At 54.2% G+C, this 21,115-nt stretch carries 21 protein-coding genes, 4 tRNA genes and 1 riboswitch; of the genes, 14 read left to right on the plus strand and 11 right to left on the minus strand.

All coding sequences use genetic code 11. From position 1 onward, the window contains the following. Positions 1 to 36: 36 nt before the first annotated feature. Positions 37 to 206, minus strand: a riboswitch (FMN riboswitch). 190 nt (positions 207 to 396) lie between these two features. The 8 genes from ltaE (at position 397) to mgtE (ending at position 8,147) form a co-directional block, all read left to right on the plus strand. After that, a complete protein-coding gene (gene ltaE / locus BFP96_RS10690) occupies positions 397 to 1,401 on the plus strand; it encodes a low-specificity L-threonine aldolase (protein ID WP_065936186.1) in 1,005 nt (334 codons plus the stop codon). A 146-nt stretch (positions 1,402 to 1,547) separates the two neighbouring features. Further along, positions 1,548 to 4,166 (plus strand): alanine--tRNA ligase, encoded by a 2,619-nt coding sequence (gene alaS, locus BFP96_RS10695; protein ID WP_065936187.1) that lies wholly within the window; start codon positions 1,548 to 1,550, stop codon positions 4,164 to 4,166. Positions 4,167 to 4,263: 97 nt separating this feature from the next. Then, positions 4,264 to 5,505, plus strand: a complete 1,242-nt coding sequence (locus tag BFP96_RS10700) for an aspartate kinase (protein WP_057723714.1) — start codon at positions 4,264 to 4,266, stop codon at positions 5,503 to 5,505. Between the two features lie 174 nt (positions 5,506 to 5,679). Next, on the plus strand, positions 5,680 to 5,868 hold the full coding sequence (gene csrA, locus BFP96_RS10705; protein ID WP_003175645.1) for a carbon storage regulator CsrA: 189 nt from the start codon (positions 5,680 to 5,682) through the stop codon (positions 5,866 to 5,868). Between the two features lie 62 nt (positions 5,869 to 5,930). Further along, positions 5,931 to 6,021: transfer RNA gene (locus tag BFP96_RS10710), tRNA-Ser, on the plus strand. Between the two features lie 108 nt (positions 6,022 to 6,129). After that, positions 6,130 to 6,206, plus strand: a tRNA-Arg gene (locus tag BFP96_RS10715). A gap of 73 nt (positions 6,207 to 6,279) precedes the next feature. After that, positions 6,280 to 6,356: transfer RNA gene (locus BFP96_RS10720), tRNA-Arg, on the plus strand. 348 nt (positions 6,357 to 6,704) lie between these two features. Further along, positions 6,705 to 8,147 (plus strand): magnesium transporter, encoded by a 1,443-nt coding sequence (gene mgtE / locus BFP96_RS10725; protein WP_065892684.1) that lies wholly within the window; start codon positions 6,705 to 6,707, stop codon positions 8,145 to 8,147. 96 nt (positions 8,148 to 8,243) lie between these two features. Here mgtE and BFP96_RS10730 read toward each other — a convergent pair whose 3' ends face one another. The 3 genes from BFP96_RS10730 to BFP96_RS10740 all read right to left on the minus strand — a co-directional run bounded on the left by BFP96_RS10730 (position 8,244) and on the right by BFP96_RS10740 (position 9,382). After that, positions 8,244 to 8,570, minus strand: coding sequence for an Arc family DNA-binding protein (locus BFP96_RS10730; RefSeq protein WP_065884435.1), 327 nt, complete (start codon positions 8,568 to 8,570; stop codon positions 8,244 to 8,246). A 393-nt stretch (positions 8,571 to 8,963) separates the two neighbouring features. Beyond that, positions 8,964 to 9,143 carry a PA3371 family protein gene (locus BFP96_RS10735; protein ID WP_065884436.1) on the minus strand — a complete coding sequence of 60 codons (180 nt, stop codon included), beginning with the start codon at positions 9,141 to 9,143 and terminating at the stop codon, positions 8,964 to 8,966. Between the two features lie 11 nt (positions 9,144 to 9,154). Beyond that, complete coding sequence (locus BFP96_RS10740) at positions 9,155 to 9,382, minus strand: hypothetical protein (protein ID WP_065895870.1); 228 nt, start codon at positions 9,380 to 9,382, stop codon at positions 9,155 to 9,157. 319 nt (positions 9,383 to 9,701) lie between these two features. On the opposite strand from BFP96_RS10740, the gene BFP96_RS10745 reads away from it, so the two are divergent. Next, positions 9,702 to 9,778: transfer RNA gene (locus tag BFP96_RS10745), tRNA-Arg, on the plus strand. A 146-nt stretch (positions 9,779 to 9,924) separates the two neighbouring features. Next, a complete protein-coding gene (locus BFP96_RS10750; RefSeq protein WP_065936188.1) occupies positions 9,925 to 11,223 on the plus strand; it encodes a hypothetical protein in 1,299 nt (432 codons plus the stop codon). Here BFP96_RS10750 and BFP96_RS10755 read toward each other — a convergent pair. Beyond that, complete coding sequence (locus tag BFP96_RS10755) at positions 11,220 to 11,831, minus strand: recombinase family protein (protein WP_065936189.1); 612 nt, start codon at positions 11,829 to 11,831, stop codon at positions 11,220 to 11,222. The two genes, BFP96_RS10750 and BFP96_RS10755, sit on opposite strands and share 4 nt — an antisense overlap. 227 nt (positions 11,832 to 12,058) lie before the next feature. Between BFP96_RS10755 and BFP96_RS10760 the strand changes: the two genes are divergently transcribed. Further along, a complete protein-coding gene (locus BFP96_RS10760; RefSeq protein ID WP_065936190.1) occupies positions 12,059 to 13,258 on the plus strand; it encodes a hypothetical protein in 1,200 nt (399 codons plus the stop codon). A 150-nt stretch (positions 13,259 to 13,408) separates the two neighbouring features. Here BFP96_RS10760 and BFP96_RS10765 read toward each other — a convergent pair whose 3' ends face one another. The 5 genes from BFP96_RS10765 to BFP96_RS10785 are packed head-to-tail and all read right to left on the minus strand — an operon-like array spanning position 13,409 to position 15,937. After that, entirely contained in the window at positions 13,409 to 14,005 is a 597-nt protein-coding gene (locus tag BFP96_RS10765; protein WP_065936191.1) for a tail assembly protein, read from the minus strand. 53 nt (positions 14,006 to 14,058) lie between these two features. Continuing rightward, positions 14,059 to 14,892 carry a hypothetical protein gene (locus BFP96_RS10770; protein WP_065936192.1) on the minus strand — a complete coding sequence of 278 codons (834 nt, stop codon included), beginning with the start codon at positions 14,890 to 14,892 and terminating at the stop codon, positions 14,059 to 14,061. A 4-nt stretch (positions 14,893 to 14,896) separates the two neighbouring features. Beyond that, a complete protein-coding gene (locus BFP96_RS10775; protein ID WP_139113388.1) occupies positions 14,897 to 15,106 on the minus strand; it encodes a hypothetical protein in 210 nt (69 codons plus the stop codon). Continuing rightward, on the minus strand, positions 15,093 to 15,524 hold the full coding sequence (locus tag BFP96_RS10780; protein ID WP_065936193.1) for a hypothetical protein: 432 nt from the start codon (positions 15,522 to 15,524) through the stop codon (positions 15,093 to 15,095). The genes BFP96_RS10775 and BFP96_RS10780 overlap by 14 nt, the downstream gene beginning before the upstream one ends. Then, on the minus strand, positions 15,521 to 15,937 hold the full coding sequence (locus BFP96_RS10785) for a DUF5681 domain-containing protein (protein WP_017138405.1): 417 nt from the start codon (positions 15,935 to 15,937) through the stop codon (positions 15,521 to 15,523). The genes BFP96_RS10780 and BFP96_RS10785 overlap by 4 nt, the downstream gene beginning before the upstream one ends. 687 nt (positions 15,938 to 16,624) lie before the next feature. On the opposite strand from BFP96_RS10785, the gene BFP96_RS10790 reads away from it, so the two are divergent. Continuing rightward, on the plus strand, positions 16,625 to 17,626 hold the full coding sequence (locus BFP96_RS10790; RefSeq protein WP_065936194.1) for a restriction endonuclease: 1,002 nt from the start codon (positions 16,625 to 16,627) through the stop codon (positions 17,624 to 17,626). A gap of 261 nt (positions 17,627 to 17,887) precedes the next feature. On the opposite strand, the gene BFP96_RS10795 is transcribed toward BFP96_RS10790, so the two are convergent. Beyond that, on the minus strand, positions 17,888 to 19,294 hold the full coding sequence (locus BFP96_RS10795) for a PIN-like domain-containing protein (protein ID WP_065936195.1): 1,407 nt from the start codon (positions 19,292 to 19,294) through the stop codon (positions 17,888 to 17,890). Positions 19,295 to 19,606: 312 nt separating this feature from the next. On the opposite strand from BFP96_RS10795, the gene BFP96_RS10800 reads away from it, so the two are divergent. Beyond that, on the plus strand, positions 19,607 to 19,810 hold the full coding sequence (locus BFP96_RS10800) for a hypothetical protein (RefSeq protein ID WP_065936196.1): 204 nt from the start codon (positions 19,607 to 19,609) through the stop codon (positions 19,808 to 19,810). 20 nt (positions 19,811 to 19,830) lie between these two features. Here the strand turns inward: BFP96_RS10800 and BFP96_RS10805 are convergent, their stop codons facing one another. Next, the gene (locus BFP96_RS10805) at positions 19,831 to 20,493 is read right to left on the minus strand and encodes a DUF4145 domain-containing protein (protein WP_065936197.1); all 663 of its coding nucleotides are present in this window, start codon (positions 20,491 to 20,493) and stop codon (positions 19,831 to 19,833) included. A gap of 288 nt (positions 20,494 to 20,781) precedes the next feature. On the opposite strand from BFP96_RS10805, the gene BFP96_RS10810 reads away from it, so the two are divergent. Beyond that, positions 20,782 to 21,000, plus strand: coding sequence for a hypothetical protein (locus BFP96_RS10810; RefSeq protein WP_065936198.1), 219 nt, complete (start codon positions 20,782 to 20,784; stop codon positions 20,998 to 21,000). Positions 21,001 to 21,115 lie beyond the last annotated feature (115 nt).

The raw sequence follows: 21,115 nt of genomic DNA on the forward strand, positions 1-21,115 counted from the left end.
GCGTGCGCGAACAGGCGCGCGGCCCTTAGGTGCCAATCCCGTTCTCTCTTCATCCGGACTATGACCGTCGGCCCCGGGATCACACCGGGTCTGCTGACCTTGTCGCCGTCCTGCCTGAGCAGTTCGAGGCGCCAAGCGCTCGCGGGCTATGCACATTGCGCGCAATTACCGCCGGTGGGGAATTACACCCCGCCCTGAGAACGTTGCCGCCAGAACCCTGGCGGCGCAGAGTTTTTAACATGGTTTTTCAAAAACTGCACGGTTGCCGTATCGATAAGCTATATCGGTTTGTTTGGTGGGTATTCGATTGAGTGCAGCGGGGACTTGATATTGCGTGGCTTTGCCCGCAGTAATCACTCACAAAAGGACTTATCCATTCCGTTAGAGGCCCCCTTCATGACCGTGATCGACCTGCGCAGCGACACCGTGACTCAACCCACCCCCGGTATGCTCGATGCGATGGCCAGCGCCGTCAGCGGTGATGACGTCTACGGCGAAGACCCCAGCGTCAACCAACTGGAGGCTGAACTGGCCAGGCGCCTGGGGTTCGACGCTGCGCTGTTCGTGCCCACCGGCACCATGAGCAACCTGCTGGCGTTGATGGCCCACTGTGAGCGCGGCGAGGAATATATCGTCGGGCAACAGGCCCATACCTACAAATACGAAGGCGGCGGGGCGGCCGTGCTCGGTTCAATCCAGCCGCAGCCGCTGGAAGTGCAGGCCGACGGTTCCCTCGACCTGAATCACGTGCTCGACGCCATCAAGCCCGACGACTTCCACTTCGCCCGTACGCGCTTGCTGGCGCTGGAAAACACCATGCAGGGCAAGGTGCTGCCGCTGGAATATCTGGCCCGGGCGCGTGCGTTTACCCGTGAACACGGCCTGGCTTTGCACTTGGATGGCGCGCGGCTTTACAACGCAGCGGTCAAATTGGGCGTGGAGGCACGAGAGATTGCCCGGCATTTCGATTCGGTGTCGGTGTGCCTGTCCAAGGGGCTCGGCGCACCGGTCGGCTCGGTGCTGTGCGGTTCCACCGCGTTGATCGCCAAGGCGCGGCGCCTGCGCAAGATGGTCGGCGGCGGCATGCGCCAGGCCGGTTCCCTGGCGGCGGCGGGCCTGTATGCCCTGGATCACCAGGTGCAGCGTTTGGCCGATGACCACGCCAATGCGCAGTGGCTGGGGGATGCGTTGCGCCAGGCCGGTTATACGGTCGAGCCGGTACAGACCAACATGGTCTATGTGCAGATGGGCGATCGGGCGCAGGCCCTGAAAGGCTTTGCCGCCGAGCACGGGATCAAGTTGAGCGCCGCGCCGCGTCTGCGCATGGTCACGCATTTGGATGTCAGTCGGGCCCAGATTGAGCAAGTCGTGCAGACATTCGTCGCATTTTCGCGGAAATGACAGTGCAGGCCGTCTAATTGACTGTTTCTATCACATAAACACGCTGTACCACCGGCAAAGGGCCGATATAATGCGGCCCTTTGCCGTCGCTTCGTCTGATGATGTTGCGCACTGGCCTTTGGCCGCAGCCTCCGTGGAAGAACCTAATGAAAAGCGCAGAAATCCGTGAAGCCTTCCTTCGCTTCTTCGAAGAGCAAGGCCACACCCGTGTAGCCTCAAGCTCCTTGATCCCAGGCAATGACCCAACCCTGCTGTTCACTAACGCGGGGATGAACCAGTTCAAGGACTGCTTCCTGGGCCAGGAAAAGCGCGCCTACACCCGCGCCACCAGCAGTCAGAAGTGCGTACGCGCCGGCGGCAAGAACAGCGATCTGGAAAACGTCGGTTACACCGCGCGCCACCACACCTTCTTCGAAATGCTGGGCAACTTCAGCTTTGGCGATTATTTCAAGAAAGACGCGATCACCTTTGCCTGGACCTTCCTGACCGGCGTGCTGAAGCTGCCCAAGGAAAAGCTCTGGGTCACCGTCTACGCGACGGATGACGAAGCGTATGACATCTGGACCCAGCAAATCGGTGTGCCCGCCGAACGCATGATCCGCATCGGTGACAACAAGGGCGCGCCTTACGCGTCCGATAACTTCTGGACCATGGGCGATACCGGCCCGTGCGGCCCCTGCACCGAGATTTTCTACGATCACGGCGCCGACATCTGGGGCGGCCCGCCGGGTTCGCCGGATGAAGATGGCGACCGCTATATCGAAATCTGGAACAACGTGTTCATGCAGTTCAACCGCACCGCCGATGGCGTGTTGCATCCGTTGCCGGCACCGTCGGTGGACACCGGCATGGGGCTGGAGCGCATCAGTGCGGTCATGCAGCACGTTCACTCCAACTATGAAATCGACCTGTTTACCAACCTGTTGAGTGCCTCGGCTGCGGCCATTGGCTGCGCCAATGAGAGCCAGTCTTCGCTCAAGGTGGTCTCGGACCACATCCGTTCCTGCGGTTTCCTGATTGCCGATGGCGTGTTGCCGTCCAACGAAGGCCGGGGCTATGTGCTGCGCCGCATTATCCGTCGCGCCTGCCGTCACGGTAACAAACTGGGTGCGACCGGCAGCTTCTTCTACAAGATCGTGGCTGCGCTGGTGGCCGAGATGGGCGACGCCTTTCCGGAACTCAAGCAGCAACAAGCCAACATCGAGCGGGTGCTCAAGGCTGAAGAAGAGCAGTTCTCCAAGACCCTGGAGCATGGCCTGAAAATCCTCGAGCAGGACCTGGCTGAGCTCAAGGGTACGGTGGTGCCGGGCGACGTGGTGTTCAAGCTTTACGACACCTACGGTTTCCCAATGGACCTGACCGCCGACATCGCCCGCGAACGCGAGCTGACCGTCGATGAGGTAGGTTTTGAGCGCGAGATGGAGGCCCAGCGTGTGCGCGCGCGTTCGGCCAGCTCGTTTGGCCTGGACTACAACACCTTGGTCAAGGTTGATGTACCCACCGAGTTCATCGGCTACAAGGCAACCGCCGGCTCCGCCAAAATCGTTGCCATTTATAAAGACGGCAAGTCAGTCGATGTGCTGAACGAGGGCGATGAAGCGGTCGTGGTCCTGGACCAGACGCCGTTCTACGCTGAGTCGGGTGGCCAGATCGGTGACTGTGGTTTCCTCGGTTCGACGTCCGGTCGTTTCGAGGTGCGCGACACCACCAAGACCGGTGGTGCGTTCCTGCACCATGGTGTGTTGGTGCTGGGCAACCTGGTCGTGGGTGCGCCGGTCGATACTCAGGTCGATGCCGATGTACGGCATGCAACCGCGCTGAACCATTCGGCCACTCACTTGCTGCACGCTGCGTTGCGCCAGGTGCTCGGTGAGCATGTCCAGCAGAAGGGGTCGTTGGTCGATAGCCAGCGCCTGCGTTTCGATTTCAGCCATTTCGAAGCGATCAAGCCTGAGCAGATCAAGGCGCTGGAAGATATCGTCAACGCGGAAATTCGCAGGAACAGCCCGGTTGAAACCGAGGAAACGGATATCGAGACCGCCAGGAACAAAGGCGCCATGGCGCTGTTCGGCGAGAAATACGGCGACCAAGTGCGCGTACTGAGCATGGGCGGCAGCTTCTCGGTGGAACTGTGTGGCGGTATCCACGCCAATCGCACCGGTGACATCGGCCTGTTGAAAATCATCAGCGAAGGCGGCGTGGCCTCGGGTGTGCGCCGTATCGAGGCGGTGACCGGCGCCGCGGCGCTGGCCTACCTCAATGCCGCCGAAGAACAACTCAAGGAAGCGGCCGGCCTGGTCAAGGGCAGCCGCGACAATCTGATCGACAAGCTGTCCGCCGTGCTTGAGCGCAACCGCGCGCTGGAGAAACAGCTGGAGCAGTTGCAGGCCAAGGCAGCCAGTGCCGCGGGCGACGATCTGTCGGCCTCGGCGGTTGACGTCAAGGACGTAAAAGTCCTGGCGGCGCGCCTGGACGGTCAGGACGGCAAGGCGTTGCTGGCCTTGGTCGATCAGTTGAAGAACAAGCTCGGCCGCGCAGTGATCCTGCTCGGCAGTGTCCATGAGGATAAGGTCGTTCTGGTTGCCGGTGTAACCAAGGACCTGACTGGCCAACTCAAAGCCGGTGATTTGATGAAGCAAGCTGCTGCGGCAGTGGGCGGCAAGGGCGGTGGTCGTCCGGACATGGCGCAAGGCGGTGGTGTGGATGCCGGCGCCCTGGACGCGGCCCTGGCCTTGGCCGTGCCGTTTGTCGAGGCAGGTATTTAAGGCGCTGTTAATGAGCCCATGGTTTAGTCGTGGGCTCGCTCGGTTGCTGGAAGATTCGTTTATTGGGCGCCCCTTTACGGGCTGAGGCGGCTTAGAAATGGCTTTGATCGTACAGAAATTCGGAGGCACCTCGGTCGGTTCTGTCGAAAGAATCGAGCAGGTCGCCGACAAGGTTAAGAAGTTCCGTGATGCCGGCGACGACCTGGTGGTCGTGCTGTCGGCCATGAGCGGCGAGACCAATCGCCTGATCGACCTGGCCAAGGCCATCAGCGGTGATCAACAGCCGCTGCCGCGTGAGCTGGATGTCATTGTGTCCACCGGTGAGCAGGTGACTATTGCGTTGCTGGCCATGGCGTTGAACAAGCGCGGTGTGCCGGCGGTGTCCTACACTGGTAGCCAGGTGCGCATTCTTACCGACAGCGCGCATACCAAGGCGCGCATCCTGCAGATCGACGATCAGAAGATTCGTGCCGATCTGAAGGCTGGACGCGTGGTGGTTGTAGCCGGTTTCCAGGGGGTGGACGAGCAGGGCAATATCACCACCCTCGGGCGTGGCGGTTCGGATACCACGGGCGTGGCGCTGGCAGCGGCTCTCAAGGCCGACGAATGCCAGATCTATACCGATGTGGATGGCGTCTACACCACTGATCCGCGCGTTGTGTCCGTGGCCCAGCGCCTGGACAAGATCACCTTTGAAGAGATGCTGGAAATGGCCAGCCTTGGTTCCAAGGTGTTGCAGATCCGTGCGGTGGAGTTCGCCGGCAAGTACAACGTTCCGCTGCGCGTACTGCACAGCTTCAAGGAGGGTCCGGGCACCCTCATTACTATTGATGAAGAGGAATCCATGGAACAGCCGATCATTTCCGGCATCGCTTTCAACCGCGACGAAGCCAAGCTGACGATCCGTGGCGTGCCAGACACTCCAGGTGTGGCCTTCAAGATCCTCGGCCCTATCAGCGGTGCGAATATCGAAGTCGACATGATCGTGCAGAACGTTTCGCACGATAACACCACCGATTTCACCTTCACCGTGCACCGCAACGAGTACGATGCGGCCGAGCGTATCCTGCAGAACACGGCGAAGGAGATCGGCGCCCGTGAAGTGATCGGTGATACCAAGATCGCCAAGGTATCGATCGTGGGCGTGGGCATGCGCTCCCACGCAGGTGTTGCCAGCCGCATGTTCGAGGCGCTGGCCAAGGAAAGTATCAACATCCAGATGATCTCTACATCAGAGATCAAAGTCTCGGTGGTGATCGAGGAGAAGTACCTGGAGCTGGCTGTGCGCGCGCTGCATACCGCTTTTGAGCTGGACGCTCCGGCCCGACAGGGCGAGTGATGCGATGCCAGAAAGGCGCGGCTTACCGCGCCTTTCATTTTTTTGTTGAGCGCATGTTCTTTTGCGTGGGCTCGACAATACTTAGGCGGTAGGGCTATGGCCGTCTGGTTGTAGGTCCAATGCCTTTTTTTTGCAGACTGTTGTTCCTGAAATGAATTGCGTGAGGTGAAAGGTATGTTGATTCTGACTCGTCGTTGCGCAGAAAGCCTGATTATCGGTGATGGCGAAATCACCGTGACCGTGCTCGGCGTCAAAGGCAATCAAGTGCGTATCGGGGTTAACGCTCCGAAAGAGGTAGCGGTCCATCGCGAGGAAATCTACCTGCGGATCAAGAAAGAGAAGGACGAAGAACCAAGCCTTTAATTTTTATCGTTTTTTATGTTTGCAAACGGGGAGGAACGTGGTTAATATACGCCCCGTGTTGCGGAGAGCTGGCCGAGTGGCCGAAGGCGCTCCCCTGCTAAGGGAGTACACCTCAAAAGGGTGTCGGGGGTTCGAATCCCCCGTTCTCCGCCATTATTTGCTTAGTACGTTGCAATCTGGTTTTTTCGGTAAGTTGTTGAAAATACTCGAAAAAATAGCTTTACATAGAGATTGAACGGCCTATAATGCGCGGCAACAAATGCACTCGTAGCTCAGCTGGATAGAGTACTCGGCTACGAACCGAGCGGTCACAGGTTCGAATCCTGTCGAGTGCACCATTTAAGAGTTGGTTGCAGTAATGCAGGTGACTTGGCTCCAACCAGTTGTGATCTGGTCTAAAAAGCACAATCTGCACTCGTAGCTCAGCTGGATAGAGTACTCGGCTACGAACCGAGCGGTCACAGGTTCGAATCCTGTCGAGTGCACCATACAAACAAAAAGCCCGCCTAGTGCGGGCTTTTTGCCGTCTGGGGTTTGTGTAGGTTTTATCCTGGCGCAGGCCTTTTTCGATTTTCCGTGTGTTTTCCCTTCCGGCTGTGTCGTCGCAGTTCATGGATGCAGCCAATACTCAACTTTGGCTTGCAAGCGCTTGTTCTTTCCAGTTTTTTGACGTTAAAAGCGGTTGGTCGGTGTATCATGCGCCGGTCAGCCCCGCCGGGGCTTATGGACTGCCTCCATGGACTTACCCAGTAGTTACTCAGTACCCCGCTTTACCAATCATGAATTGACTGATTGATCCTTCCGGCGCGCTCCGCTGCTGGGGGTGGAGTTCGCCTATGACCGAAGTAGAAGTAAAGAAAACACAAGAAAGCCTGCAGGATCGTCTGGCTCAAGTTATCGAGCTGCTGCAGCGCCAGCGCGTGGTCGAAGACCTCACGCACCGCCAGGAAGGTCCGCACCATGACCGCGTCGAAAACCTGGTTCACCGGCAAAATCTTGTCGAGTTGCAACGTAAGCTGGATGACCTGCACTCCGCCGACGTCGCTTACATCCTCGAAGCCTTGCCGTTGGATGATCGGCTGACGCTCTGGCAACTGGTCAAGGCTGATCGCGACGGCGACATTCTCCTCGAAGTATCCGATTCGGTTCGCGAAACCCTGATTGCCGACATGGACGATCATGAGCTCCTGGCTGCGGCCAAGGAGATGGACGCGGACGAACTGGCCGACCTGGCGCCTGAATTGCCGCGTGATGTTGTTCATGAGCTGATGGAGGCGTTGGACACTCAGCAGCGTGAGCGTGTGCGTTCGGCACTGTCTTATGATGAAGACCAGGTCGGCGCGCTGATGGACTTCGAGATGGTCACCATCCGCGAGGATGTCAGCCTGGAAGTGGTGTTGCGCTACCTGCGTCGTCTCAAAGAGCTGCCTGGCCACACCGACAAGCTGTTTGTGGTCGACTACGAAGGCATCCTCAAGGGCGTATTGCCCATCAAGCGCCTGCTGGTAAATGATCCGGAGAAGAGGGTTGCTGACCTGATGGCCAGCGATACCGTGAGCTTTCATCCGGATGAAGATGCCTACGACGCGGCCCAGGCTTTTGAGCGTTACGACTTGATCTCGGCTCCGGTGGTCGACAAGAACGGCAAGCTGATCGGCCGTCTGACAATCGATGAAATCGTCGACTTGATTCGCGAAGAGAGTGAAACCGAAGTCCTCAACATGGCAGGTTTGCGTGAAGAGGAAGACATTTTTGCGTCAGTCTGGCGTTCGTTGCATAACCGCTGGGCGTGGCTGGCCGTCAATTTGATTACCGCGTTTATCGCGTCCCGCGTGATCGGTCTGTTTGAAGGCTCCATCGAAAAGTTGGTGGCCTTGGCAGCTTTGATGCCGATAGTGGCTGGCATCGGCGGCAATTCCGGTAACCAGACTATCACCATGATCGTACGTGCCATGGCCTTGGATCAGGTCAGTACCGCAAACTCTTCGCGTCTGTTGCGCAAGGAATTGGCGGTGGGCCTTATCAATGGCCTGGTATGGGGCGGAGTGATAGGGGTGGTGGCTTACTTGCTATATGGCAGTTGGTCGTTGGGCGTGGTGATGACCGCTGCCATGACTCTCAATTTATTGTTGGCTGCCTTGATGGGGGTTCTGATTCCCATGACCTTGGCGCGTTTGGGGCGCGATCCTGCGATGGGGGCCAGCGTGATGATTACGGCCATGACCGACAGTGGGGGCTTTTTCATCTTCCTGGGCTTGGCCACCATCTTCCTGCTCTGACCTTCCCTGCGAGGGCAATTCTGCCCTCGCCTCCCTTGCTCAAATCCCACACAAAAAAAAGCCAGCATATAGCTGGCTTCGGCTTTCAAGTGTAAATCAATTAGCTTCTGCGGCCGCCTCTACGTCGTGCGCGATCAGCGAAACGAGAGCATTTTGCTGGCGGTGGGAAAGCTGACGAAAACGCTGCAGCAGTTCGCGTTCGTGCAGTGACAGCTCCGGACTGTCCAGGCGCATGCTTAGCTCTTCACCCAAAGCACCTTCCTGAATAAGGCTCTGTTCCAGGCGAGCGATGATTTCCGAGTTCATGCTGCGATGATGATTGCGGGCCACATCGGCAATGCGTTCCCGCATTCCGTCTGGCAGACGTACGACGAACTTGTCAGCCGTACGGCTGGAATAAATTGCCTGTTTCAATGGGCGCATATATTTAACCGGTTAGTTCAGGGGAGCGGTTTCTGGAATTGGCCGCAAGGATGTGTGTTAAGACAAGGCTCACGACCAAAGTTCAACCCGAATTGCAAAGAGGCCGCATCATGCCTCAGATTTGACATTTCCTTGGCGTCAATTCTGTGACAAATATTGAACCGCCTACAGGCTTTATGCCAGCACTGATTTGCATTTTTGCGGACTGGTTGGAAAAGTTTTTGCTCGGATCGGACATTCCTGATCTTCGCGCAAACCTTATCCCGCATCGGGTTGAAGAGCTCGCGCCAGAAGCAATATGGCCTTTTGCCCTCATCTACGAGGGTAGTGGCAGTTTGCTGTTTTACTAGCGCAGGGCGACGTAAGGTAGGGCAGGGTTTGAGGCGGGGAGGGCTAGCGCAGCACGGGGTCGAATTTGATACGACGACCAATGGCGAGCGACACGATCAGCAGGCAGCCGAACACAGCGCTGGCGATAAATGCGAGGGTCGCGCTTTCCCGCATATCGTTACTCAAACCCAGTAGAGCGGTGAGAAGCGTCAGGCAAAGAAATAACCATGCGGATTTGGACATGAGTAGCGCTCTCAAAATACCCAGTGTTCGGATGCTGGGGCTTCTTGGGTGCCTTGGGCCAAGCGAATGGGCGATTGGGCATTGGCAGTCATGACCGCCAACTGTGGACGTTGCTGCAGATGGTGGGGGACGGGTTGATTGATCTGAGCAGTGTCTTGGAAATCGGCAGGCTGGAAGTGAAAGGTTGCCAGCGCGGCCAGTGCCAATGCGTTGAGGCCGAGCAAAAGGGCGCTGTTCATGATTTCTTCTCCGTATGCCTGTATCAAATCGGGTTAGTAGAAGAACTATTGCAGCTCTCGTGCCAACCTATTAGTTCAATATAAACAATGGCTTGCGGGTCAGTCGAGGTTGTGGTGCATTGCAATTTGCAATGATGGCAATTTGCTGGGATGCAATCTGCACGATGGGGCGGGGCGAGCGAATGTAGTGCGGCGCCACGTATATGCTTGCAGGATTGGCCTACGATCAAAAAGCCAACGGATGACATGACAAACTTTACCGTGGCCGTTAACATGCACGCCGTCCGTCGCTGAGCCTTTGGCCCGACGATCGCGACATGTCCCAGTAGCTCAATTGGATAGAGCATCCCCCTCCTAAGGGGAAGGTTGGCCGTTCGAACCGGCCCTGGGACACCATATAATTCAATGATTTAGCACTCCCACAACACTTCTGTTTTTGATCCGTGGGTGCATGGCGGGTGCAACGATCCGATTAGAGCCTCGCGCAACTCCTTGCGCGGGGCTTTTACGTTTATGGTTCACGCATATATGCAGGAGGCAAAATGCACCCGTTGTTAGAAGAATTAAGTAGTGAGCTTGAGTTGCTAGCGCAGGAGATTGCCGATCAATTTCCAAGTGACGAGCCCCTTTCAACATTCCAGTCGAACTGGTCCTTTCCTGGTCTCACTGGCACTGAGCTAATGAGCAAGGCGCACCGGCTCGAACGCCTTATCACTGATAGGGGGGGCGATTTTCTTGGATCTTATGAAGAGGACCTTGCGAGCTACCCTAAACGCCTGCAGTACCTCAGGAAAGCAACTGTCCCGAATATGTGGGACAACGCTTCTCAGGCGGTGCCTGCCTATGTTTTGACGTTAGAAGGCTTGGAGCAGGCTCTTGAGCCGATCCTTCTGAGCGAGCACGACCTATCGAAGAGTATTCAGCAGTCGCTTAAGAAGGTTCGAGCTATCGAGGCGCGTGTTGGCGATTTAGCTGAGAGGTCGTTGGACTTAGATCAGCAGGTAGCGCGTATCGAAAACGCCAATAGTGCAGCCGAGGAATTACCTGCCGATCTTCAGTTGCTGAAGGAGGCTAGGCAGCGGGTCGACATCGTTGTTAAAGGCGCCGATTCCGACAAGGCAGCTATCGAAGCTGCCAAAAAACGGATTGAAGAGTTAGAGGTCACAATATCAAAAGCCGCTGAAGATGCCCGGAATGTCACTGAGCTTTGTGAGCAGGCTTATGCTTCTGCCACAAGTACGGGGCTTGCGGCTGCGTTCACTGAGCGATCCCGCGCATTAGATTTTTCAATGTGGGGCTGGGTGTTTGGGCTTGTTGTCGCTCTGGGGGCTGGGAGCTTTTTCGGGTCAATTCAAGTGGAGCGGCTTGGACGAATGATCGGTGACTCGTCAGCGAGTGGCTTTTCGATCACCGTTAACCTGGTGCTAGCGGTGCTTTCTGTGGGTGCGCCGGTATGGTTTGCATGGCTGTCAACGAAGCAAATTGGACAGCGCTTCCGGCTTTCTGAAGATTATGCATTCAAAGCATCCATTTCTCGTGCTTATGAAGGTTATCGTCGGGAAGCTGCGAAGATTGATCCAGATCTGGAAAAGCAGCTCCTGAAGTCTGCGCTGTCTAGGTTTGATGAGCAGCCACTCAGGCTTGTAGAAACCGACAGTTTCGGTAGCCCATGGCATGAGTTTCTGTCGTCTGGAATCATCAAGGACGCTGCCAAAAGCGTTCCTGGCTTTATGCAAAAAGTCACAGACTTGGCGGCGTCCTCCCTTGAGCGAAAAGGAAAGATCGAGCCCCCTAAAGTTGCGTCGAACGACCCATCTCCAGTAGAGGAAGCCAAGGCCTAGTTTTGATCGCGGATTCTTAAAACTGTCGTTGTCGAGCAGTCGGCGTGTCGTGCGGTTGCTCGAATCCCCAATCCGGCGTTAAGCAACTCTCTAACGCGCCCATGCAGATCTAAGTCGATGGGCCTACCTTGGTATTTTCCGGCAGCCCTGGCCTTTTCAATGCCTTGGGCCTGACGCTGCCGGCGCTGTTCGTAATCCTTGCGCGCAATGGCGGCCATCATTTCCACCAGCATTGAGTTGATGGCCCCCAGCATCCGACCGGTGAACTCGTCGCCCTTAGTGTCCTGCATTCCCTGGTGGCTGGTCGGCAGGTCGAGCGCGACGATGCGCAGGCCCTTGGAGTCAATAGCGGCCTTCAGCTTTTGCCAATCCTCCACCGGCAAGCGGGAGAGGCGGTCTATCGACTCCACCAGCAACACGTCACCCTTGCGGGCATCCTTCAGCAGGCGCAGCAGCTCGGGCCGGTCGGCGGTGGCGCCGCTGGCGTTCTCCAGGTACACGCTTGCTATTACGTTGTTATGGTCGCTGGCGAACTGCTCGAGCGAAGCCCGGGCACGGCCGGCGTCTTGTTCGTCGGTGGAGGCTCGGAGGTATGCGCGGATGAACATGATGGGTGCCTGTATCAGTTAGGGCGTTCTACTAACACTGTCACACTTTGGGTGTTACTTATCAAGCGGAAAGCCCGAAAAAGGCAAAATAAGCCTGTATCTGGATAGGCATACGCAAAAAAATACGTATCTAACCAGCGTTTTTCTCGTATAAGTATGGCGTTTGGCTATCGTTTGCGTTGCGTGGGTATTTGGAAAACGCTTGTTTTTGTAATCAGGGAGCTGGCATGACGTTCGTCGAAGTGGTTAAAAATCGTTTTGTGGAACTAGGATTAAATTGCGAATTTGAAGGCAGTAGTATCACGGTCACCGCTGAGGATGGCTTTGTAACTGTAGTCACCGTGAGTGATGAGTGGGAGGCCAGTTATAAGGCATTTGTTACTGCGCGAAGTGTTAACTACGATTCTGAGTCTAGGCTGCTGGTTTTAAATAATTCTGTGGAGATGCAAGTTTCGCGTCTAGCTACTGCTGGCTTATATAATGAGTCGTATACACTGAAGGATAAGGGGCAAAATACCGTTACTGTTGGTGATTGCTCTTCAATATTTGCTGTGGCCTTTTTTATCTCAAAAGAATATGAGAGGTTTTTTGAGATAAGGATTAAACGTCGACTTGCGAGCAGAATAAAGCGGCGTACGGTGAAGCAGCTGTTGTTTATGCCTCAAACAGTTACTTATTCTGCAAAAGGTAGAAAGATACAGCCAAGCTTGAGCGCTGTAGCGCTACGAGTCATTGAGCGAGCACTTTTCAAACTCGCCGTTGAGCAAAATGATTGCATGGTGGTCTGGAAGCCTAAGAAGAAGCGAAATCGCTCGATATTCTGGGGGGATGTGGTCGATGACGAGTGCCTGTCGGAGGCGGATTATGATGAGACTGTTGTAAATTATTACAAGCTTGCTAAAGCGAGTCCTTTTCCGAGTCAAAGTTTCCTAGCGTTTTATCATGTTTTGGAATATCAATTCCTTAAGGTCTCAGAGCTGGTGGTTCATGATCGCTTGGCATCTATACTGAATGAGACCAAATTTCGCGCAACTCGGAATAATCTAGATAAGGTTATATCTGCAATTCGAGGGCATGATTCGCGTAATGATGAGACGGAAATGCTTCGTAACGTGCTTGCGCGATATATTTCTGAAGAGGATTTAGTCGAGTTTATAACAACTTTTGAGGAGAAGTGTGGCGACAAAGTCTACACGAAATCACGTACTTTGTTTGGGCAGAAGGACGCTGTTATTAATAAGTCGCATGCGTTGGCGAATACGGCAAAAGTTCTCAAGCAAGTCAGAAACGCAATTGTCCACTCAACAGATCGTTACAAGCGTGAAGACTGCCACATACCATTAACAGACTCTGAAAGTATCATCGAGGAATATTTGCCGATCGTTAGGTTTGTTGCGGAAAAGGTGATTTTTGGTACCGCCTCCTGAACATAGATGAGGTTTTCAAGCTTGATCCTTAGTGTGGATCAGAGTCGAGATTATCATCCCCCCCCAGCGGCGCTTACCGATGCAGATTGGTATTGGCTCGCCGCTGGCCGCGGTGTTATTAGTGCCGCCCAAGGCGTAGGGCGTTTTGGCCTACATCTGGTCTTCGGCGTAGATCGCGGCACTGATGATCGCGCCTCCTACCCGCCGCTTGCCGTAACACAGCGGTACCGGGTTTCCGGATGCCGTGGTGTTCTTCGCGCTGCCGAAGGCGTAGCCAGGCGTATTTTCTGGAGCGGCGCTGGTCTTCAGGCCGCCAGCCTGGGGGCTGAGCATTTGAATGACGCCGCCTGCGACCATGCCCACGCCAGATGCAAACAGGCCGGCTGATACTGGAGGCGCCCAGAACGTGAAGAATGACGCTGCGATCAGCACGGCGCCGATGACGGTTTGCAGAACTCCCGAGCGTTTGCTGCCTACGATTACAGGGGCAATGATGATGTCGCCTTTGCCTTGAAACCCAAGCTCGCCCTCACCGATATTTTTCTTGCCTCGAAAGACCGCGAATACAAGCCCGCGAGACTTCGCGTTAGACAGAAACCTTTCAAACCCAGGGATCTGCACTGACAGTGCTTTGATGGCCTCGGCCGGCGTTCGGACGGAGAACTGGTAGGACTTACCGAACTGCCGTAGCTGCCCGTACAGTTTGATGGTGGTGAGCGGGGCGTATTCGATTGCTGTAGCGGCCATGCGGCCTCCTATGGATTGGGCGAAGGGGTTGGAAGCCCAAGGCGAATGGGTAGTTAGCCCGCTTCGGATTGATCAGGAGACGCTTTCGCGGAGCTGCGAGTGGGCATTTTCGCCAGCCATTCCCGAAGCGCCTCGGAGCCTTCGCAGCCCGACCTCCACTTCTCGAACCGACCGGTGTACCCATTCGAATTGGCGACCATACCGCTCAGTGCGACACCGGCATTGGAGGCGGTGGCCAGCACGTCATCGTAGATCGCTAGCATCTGCTTGAGCCCTTCAATGTCTTCGGCGCGGGACGCGGCAATACCTGCGCGCGAAAGACTGTCAGCCGCCTCTGGTGATAGTCCGGAGAGCATTGGGTTTGCCCTTAGCACCGCCTCTACAACATCAGGGTGACTGCCTGCGCGCGCTTCAGCGACTAATCGCTGGCGCTCTTCCGGCTTGAGGCTACGCACAATGGCTCGTAGCTCCTGGTCGGCCAGGAAACCAACAACGTCCGAGCTAGCGCGTGGCGTGACCGCTGCAAAGCCGCTGGCCACTGTTTGGGCCAACGTGAGCATATCTTTTGCCGCCTTCTCCATCGCAGGCATCAGGGCGGGGATGATTCCATCAATCTGTTCTTTGCCCTTGCGCTCAATGGCAGCGGCGTTGAGGTCCTTGTTCTCGCGAATCGAGAGGATTTCTTCTCCGAGGTCCTTGAACGCCTCTAGCGACAAGCCCTGCAAATGGCGAACCGACTTCAGCAAGCCACCGGCCTGCCAGGTTCCTTTGGTGCCATCGGGGCGCTGAATATTGAAGGTTCTTGCCTCTACCTGGGAGTGCTCGTATTCGGAGTAATGGAGGTTGGCCAAGCCAACTTTGAGGACGGATCGTTTGCCGATTTTCATTGAGTTACCTTTTGATTGTTTGGCCGTGGTTCGGCCGGTTTTGGTCTGAGGCTTCGCTCAGGATCTCGAGTAGGGAAACGTTTTGTCGGGTGCCACCGCCGGCTGCTGCTAGGTGCAACTCATCCATAAGGGCGCTGATCTCTCGCACGTCACGATTGAATTGAGTGAGCCCGGATTGCTGACGCAGCTTGGCCACCTGGCTACGGATGTTCATGGCGGGCCTCGATGATCAGTTGGTACTGTTCTGCGACGTGGTCTTTGATGTCTTGCCCATCAGCCAATGGCGGGAAGATCCAAGCGCTAGCGCTTGGGAATGGCCGCATATCCATCACACCTACTGGAGCGGGACGGCGGAGGCTTTCAATTGCGCGGACGTGGAGAATGAACGCCTCTGCTAGATTGGCCGCGTCATAGCTGTTCATGGTGCAGAGTGGGAAGTGCATCACCGTCTGTACGCCCAGGACGGGATAGTTGAACGAATGGCCTACTGTCTTGGGGTAGTCCATCTCCTCCTCAACCGCGTCAACCCTGCAGTCCACCACCGTCAACATAACGAGCACTGTCTCTTCGTCTTCGGTGCCGATCTTCTCTGCAATTCGCTTGAGCTCGGCCCGCATCCACTTAATGCTCATTGCCGCATTCCCTCCATCTGTTCGCGGAGTTCTTCGACGGCCTTCTGTAGCTCTGCAACTTCGATAACCCGGGCAACAGCGCCCAGCCCTTCGATTAATGCTTTGCCCTGGTCGGGCGGTAGCTCGCCGGCGGCAACTGCGCGTAGGATTGATTTGGCTGCGCTGGGTAGGTCGGTATCGTCGAGCTCGAAGCACACTGTCTCGGCAGTTGGCTTGATTGGCGGCACCAGGCGTTCAAGGATCAGTCGGCAAGCCTGCATATCGCCCTTCTTGGCTGCTGTCAGAACCTTTTTTGTCACGGCGTCCGCACCTTCTGCGAGCCGGGCGCGCAGCTCCTGCGTTTGGCCAGAGCGACCACCGGGATTACCTGACTGCCCCGGCTTCCATTTGCCGGCTTTATCGCGATCAGTCATGCGGTGGGCGATTCCATAGCGATGACCGGTTTGTTTTCAGCGAGCGCTATCAGCAGGGCGGATGCTTGAACGCTTCCGTCTGCTGCGGCTTCGCGAAGGCGGCCCCAGGCGGCAGCAACTTCGGAGCGAGTTGGTTTGTGCTGGCGTCCTCGGGCGGGCTTAGCTGTGTTCATAGGTGCTGCCTCGAATGGTTTTTGAGTGGCTCAAAAACTCACATTAGGCATGATCTGATCATTTATCCAGTGCTTTTTAGGTAAACCTAATGTGCTACACATAACGGGATTGAATGGGACTGAAATAGTTGATTTTGACGGGATTGGAGAGGGTGTTTTTGTTGCAGTAAATCGAGGGTAGGCAAAGTGATACAGGGCTGGGATTTCAGCTCAGTCCGAACTCAGATTGAGGATGGAGCAGGGAGGGCTGACCTACCATTTTGGTATCTCAGGTATCCGCGCCACGTTTTGCGAGATGTGAAAACGTGGCACGGATATCTGATGCCGCGGCGTAACTACCGAGCAATCCTAGTCAGTTCAATCGGGTGTTCCTGTCATCGCAACACCTGTTCCAGCCTGCTGTCAGGTCGGTTGCGAAGCAGTGGAATGCAGTGGTATACCTCGCCGAAAAGTCCGAATTGTTATCTCACCTGCAGCTATTATCTTTTCATTTTCTATTACTGAGCACGATGCGATGCCGATAGACGATAAGAAACCAATGCCAGTGGATGGGGCCAGACTAATTCAGGATGTGGTGGCAGAACTGGGGTGGGATGCAGACGCTGCGTCTGTCGCCGAAGGGGTCCGACGCCTCGATATTGGTCTGCCGGCAGAGGACGAGTTCTCAGTAGTCTGCGCATGGCTGGGAAAATGCCAGCTAATGCACAAACTTGACCAGCAGCAGGTGCCGGTCGCCTCAAAGCAGGAATATCAGGTGCCTGATCTTATAGCCAGGTTCTCGACTCAGGCCAACCAATCTCCCATCCTGATTGAAGTGAAGTCGAAAAAGGCCAATGTCCTTTCTTTCACGCCCGACTACCTAAAACGTTTGCAGAACTATGCAGATCTGATGGCGATGCCTTTGTTGGTTGCTTGGAAATTCCATAGCGTCTGGATGCTATTCGAAGTGCGCCATATGACGAAGGCCAAAACGAATTTCAACATCACGCTTAGTTCGGCCATGCGGGAAAATCTTCTCGGTGTTCTAGCTGGCGATGTTGCGTATAGGTTTGGCGTCGGTGTTGGCTTGCATCTTCGATTCCGCAAAGACAAGCTAGTCAATACGGTGCAGACCGAGGACGGCAGCACGGAGCAATGGATGATGACAATTGACGACGTGGTTTTCACCGATCGTGACGGCAACCGCCGCAAAGACGTAGATGGTGAAGTCCAATCGCTGATTACCGCTTGGAATTTAGAGTCGCAAGAGGAGCATACCGACACCCATATTCACCTGCGATTTGTTGCAGGGAAAGAAGGTATACAGTTCGCTCATAAGGCTTTAGTTCAGTTGCTGGGTTGGGAGTCGCCGAGTGACGATCGACTGCACTGGAGAGGCTTCTTGCGGAGGGAACAGATTACTGCAAACGTTAAGAGCTTTTCCGCCGCTTTGGAGGCGGCGTTTCGGGAAAAATTTGTATCCCATATCTTCAATCAGCAACCGGAGACCATGCCGGACTTTCTACTTCCTCGTTGATCAAACCGATTATCTGAGCCGAGACAGAACATCCCGACTGTCTCGAAACAATCGAAATTACCAGAATTGGTAGTTTGACCTGGAGTCAGAGAATATCTCCGATCTGAGGGGGCCTGACCGTGTTGATTGCTAAATCATACGCGGATTTTTACACGTAGAGGCGACTCAGGGTTTAGCACCAAAATTTAAACAAAGACCGCATTTTTGCAGAATATACTGAAATGCGGTCTTTGCCCTAACTGAAGAGTTTGTCGGCAATCGCTACAGGGGCGGTGTCGCACCGGGTTCTAAATCTGAAGAGGTATTTACAACGAGGTCTTTGAGCGGCGCCTCAATGAATATTTGAATTTTGTCAGATGGAGGTTCGTAGAAGGAGACTATTATATTTATTTTATTGGTGTTGATATCTGCCTTTATTGATTTTATCGTGCTTAATAGGATTTCAGCCTCTTCTGCTGAGTCGGTTACGAATAAAATTGAAATCTTGGTAAAGTTTGAGGCGTCTCGCATGCGGAGAGATTGGTTTATAATTTTCTCCACCCTTTCTGAGTCTATGCTACTTGTGAATCTTATATCATAAGCGTTGCGCTCGTGATTATCTATTCCTATGGCGTCAAAAAAGCCATCGTCGTGTATCTCTAGGATGCTATGTCTATTTGTTAACCAGTTTTGAATGATTACGGATACGTCTTTTTTGCTTTCAAGAATGCGCAGCCTTCGTGCGAGAAAAGCTTTGTTTTCTGAAGAGACCTCTCTTACTTCGTTTAAAGCATCTTCGGAAATTTTTACTTTTAGGAATTCTTTTGCATACTGTAAGAATCCTTCAGGTTTATACATTAAAAATGACTCGAGCTTTCCGATTCTTATTGCTTCATCAATTAGCTCTGGGCGAGGACCAGTTGTTTTGATTCCTTCGAAATCAATCTGCGACCACCAGTCTTCTTTGGAGTCGTCAGTTACAAAGATTAGCTTTTTGGATGCATAAGTTTCTGCTTTTTTTAAAATTTGGCTCCAGACGATATAATCGCCATATTTTCTCTTATATATTATTCCTTCATGTATGAAATCGTCAGGTCCGTCTTTGTCCTTTCCTTCATCTTTATAGCCAGGAGGGATTTTCAGTTTATACCTGTTCTCTGCTTCTTTGTTTAAGTTGTCAATGTCTTGTTGGGATGTGTATGCAGCTCCGACTTTTTCATTGAATAATGTTTCAATTCGTTCTTTCAGTGGGTCTGGAGATGTAAGGGTTTGTTGCGCTTGCTGTAATTTATTCAGTTCGCTTAAAAAGTTTTCAGTAAGTGTTTCAAATCCATTTATAAGAGGATCTGGATTGATCAATGCGTGCCTTTTGTGCAGTCTAAGTTTTTCAATCTCTTTCGAAAGAGTTGTTTTTGATAGGTCAATGATATTTCGGATTTCAGAAAATCGCTTTCCTTGGCCAGCAATAACTTTTAAGCGGTTACGTTGAAATTCTAGTGCTACGTGGTGTGGTATCCAAATGCGTTCGGATAACTGCGCTAGGACAGTTAAGAGTTCTTCGCATGTACTGGTTTGGTATCTGTACAGGTTAAGGAGAACGTTAGTGTCAAAAACAAAAATTGCATGTTTCCAAATGTCAGCATAGTCAGCCGAGTTGTTTTGGTCATATTGTGGAAAGAGTCCTTTCATTTGCCCTCCAGGCGATATCGATAAAGCGTTCAGATTACGCTGCTAAATTGTTGCTCTGTTTGAGACAGTCCATTTCGTCCGAGTCGGACCGTTTGGTCTGACTCATCAATTTGCGACAGGGGCGTCCCTGACTCGAGCCACGGTATGAGGATGGCAAATGGCTTTCAAGGCAATTCGCGAAATTTTCGATGTCCCAGTGAGACCAAATCGTCACACAGTGAGATAATTCACTGCCTTTTCGCGTGTATGTAGGGTTTTCACCTGGCACGGCGTCGAGATACCCTGAGAAGTCAGGACATCTCCGGAGCCCCTATGTCAGTCATCGATTGCGATTACCTGCCCGACCCATCCAAGACCACATTCCCGCCCGAACTGGCGCTGCTGATCGTGCGCAAGGCTGCACCTATGGCCGAGGCGTTCGAACAGCAGGCCCTGGACCAGTTGACCAAGGACGCTATCTCAGCAATATCCGCCGGCGCCGATCCGCGCCAGGTGATCAGGCAGCTGAGATTATAACGCCCATGCCGTCCGAGAGCTCATTGCAGGGCCATAGCCAAGAATCTCTCAACGTCGTCAATCATCCCCTTCACCTCTGCAGCCGTAAATTCTTCCGGCTTGCCATGAGCCGCGCTGTTGCGAGTTCCTGCCAAGGCCGTGATTCGTTTTTTCTGAGTGGCGTTGTAAGCGTTCGCTCTAGCCAGATCGTCATTCATTTTGTTGAGGCTGCCGTGCTCTATCCCGTGCGCTGTACATAGATCGCGCAGGGTCGTCTCAAGCACAACTCCTGCAATGACCGCTGCAGCTGTTGCATACCCAGATTTGAGCAGCTCCTCGGCTTGCTCCAGTTCGCTGGTGAACACTTCTGCCTGCACCAGGTTGCGAACGCTGTTGAGGTAGCCACCTTCATAATCTTCTTTGGCTGCCAGAAAGACGGCCTTAACGCGCTGAAGCGTTTCGAAATTGTTTGAGTAGGGGCGCGGCCTCTCTGCTTCGACGAAAGCGGACAAATGATACGATTTTTCGCCACACGCATTTGATAAAAGCGACTTCGCTTTGACAGTCCAGTTGAGAATTAGGTCGGCGTTAATGTGCGGGTATGGGGATCCGCTCAGAGCGCCTTGCTCCATCCGCTTGGTCGCCTCGATAGCTTCGAGTTGCACCTCAAGTTCGCCGAACCGTTTTTCCAAAAGCCTCGTCATGTTCAATTCCCTTTCCGTCTTGGCGATTTTTCTGCATCGATACTCGCTTGCCTTCCTGTGTATTAGCAATAGCGCTGAATTTCCTAGCTGGTGTTGATTGTGGGAGCGGAACCCTTTTACGACTCCCTCGCAAAACTACCGGGATTTCAGTAGAGGCCACGCGAACCCGTGTTATCTCGGCCGTGCAGATACCCCAGATTTGGGGGATGCAATTATTTTGCACACCCCATTGCGTTACCGGTAATGCCGTGACGGTATGATTCACGTTACCGGTAATGAGGAATTCAGATGGCAGACAAACCCGAAAGCCCGAACACGTTGCGCCAGCGAGCATTCAAGGAGCGTCAGAAAGCAGGGGGCTACAAGAACACCACGGTGTGGATTCACACAGAGACGGAGCAGGAAGGCAAGCAGGCGGCACGCGATGGGAAGCCACTTGAGCCGATGGAGTCGAAAGACCCCTTGAGTTGGGCGGCAGGCTGGATCAGCGAGAAGAGTAAGCAGTAGATACGGGGAAATCCCGTATGTCGATCGGCTTAAGCCGTAGCCGATTGAATCGATGGTCCTGATTTGGGCCATCTCAAAAGAGGTGCCAAGCCGCTGCGTCAACAGCGGCCTGGCG

Source organism: Pseudomonas sp. 34 E 7, from assembly GCF_900005715.1.
Classification (GTDB): domain Bacteria; phylum Pseudomonadota; class Gammaproteobacteria; order Pseudomonadales; family Pseudomonadaceae; genus Aquipseudomonas; species Aquipseudomonas orientalis_A.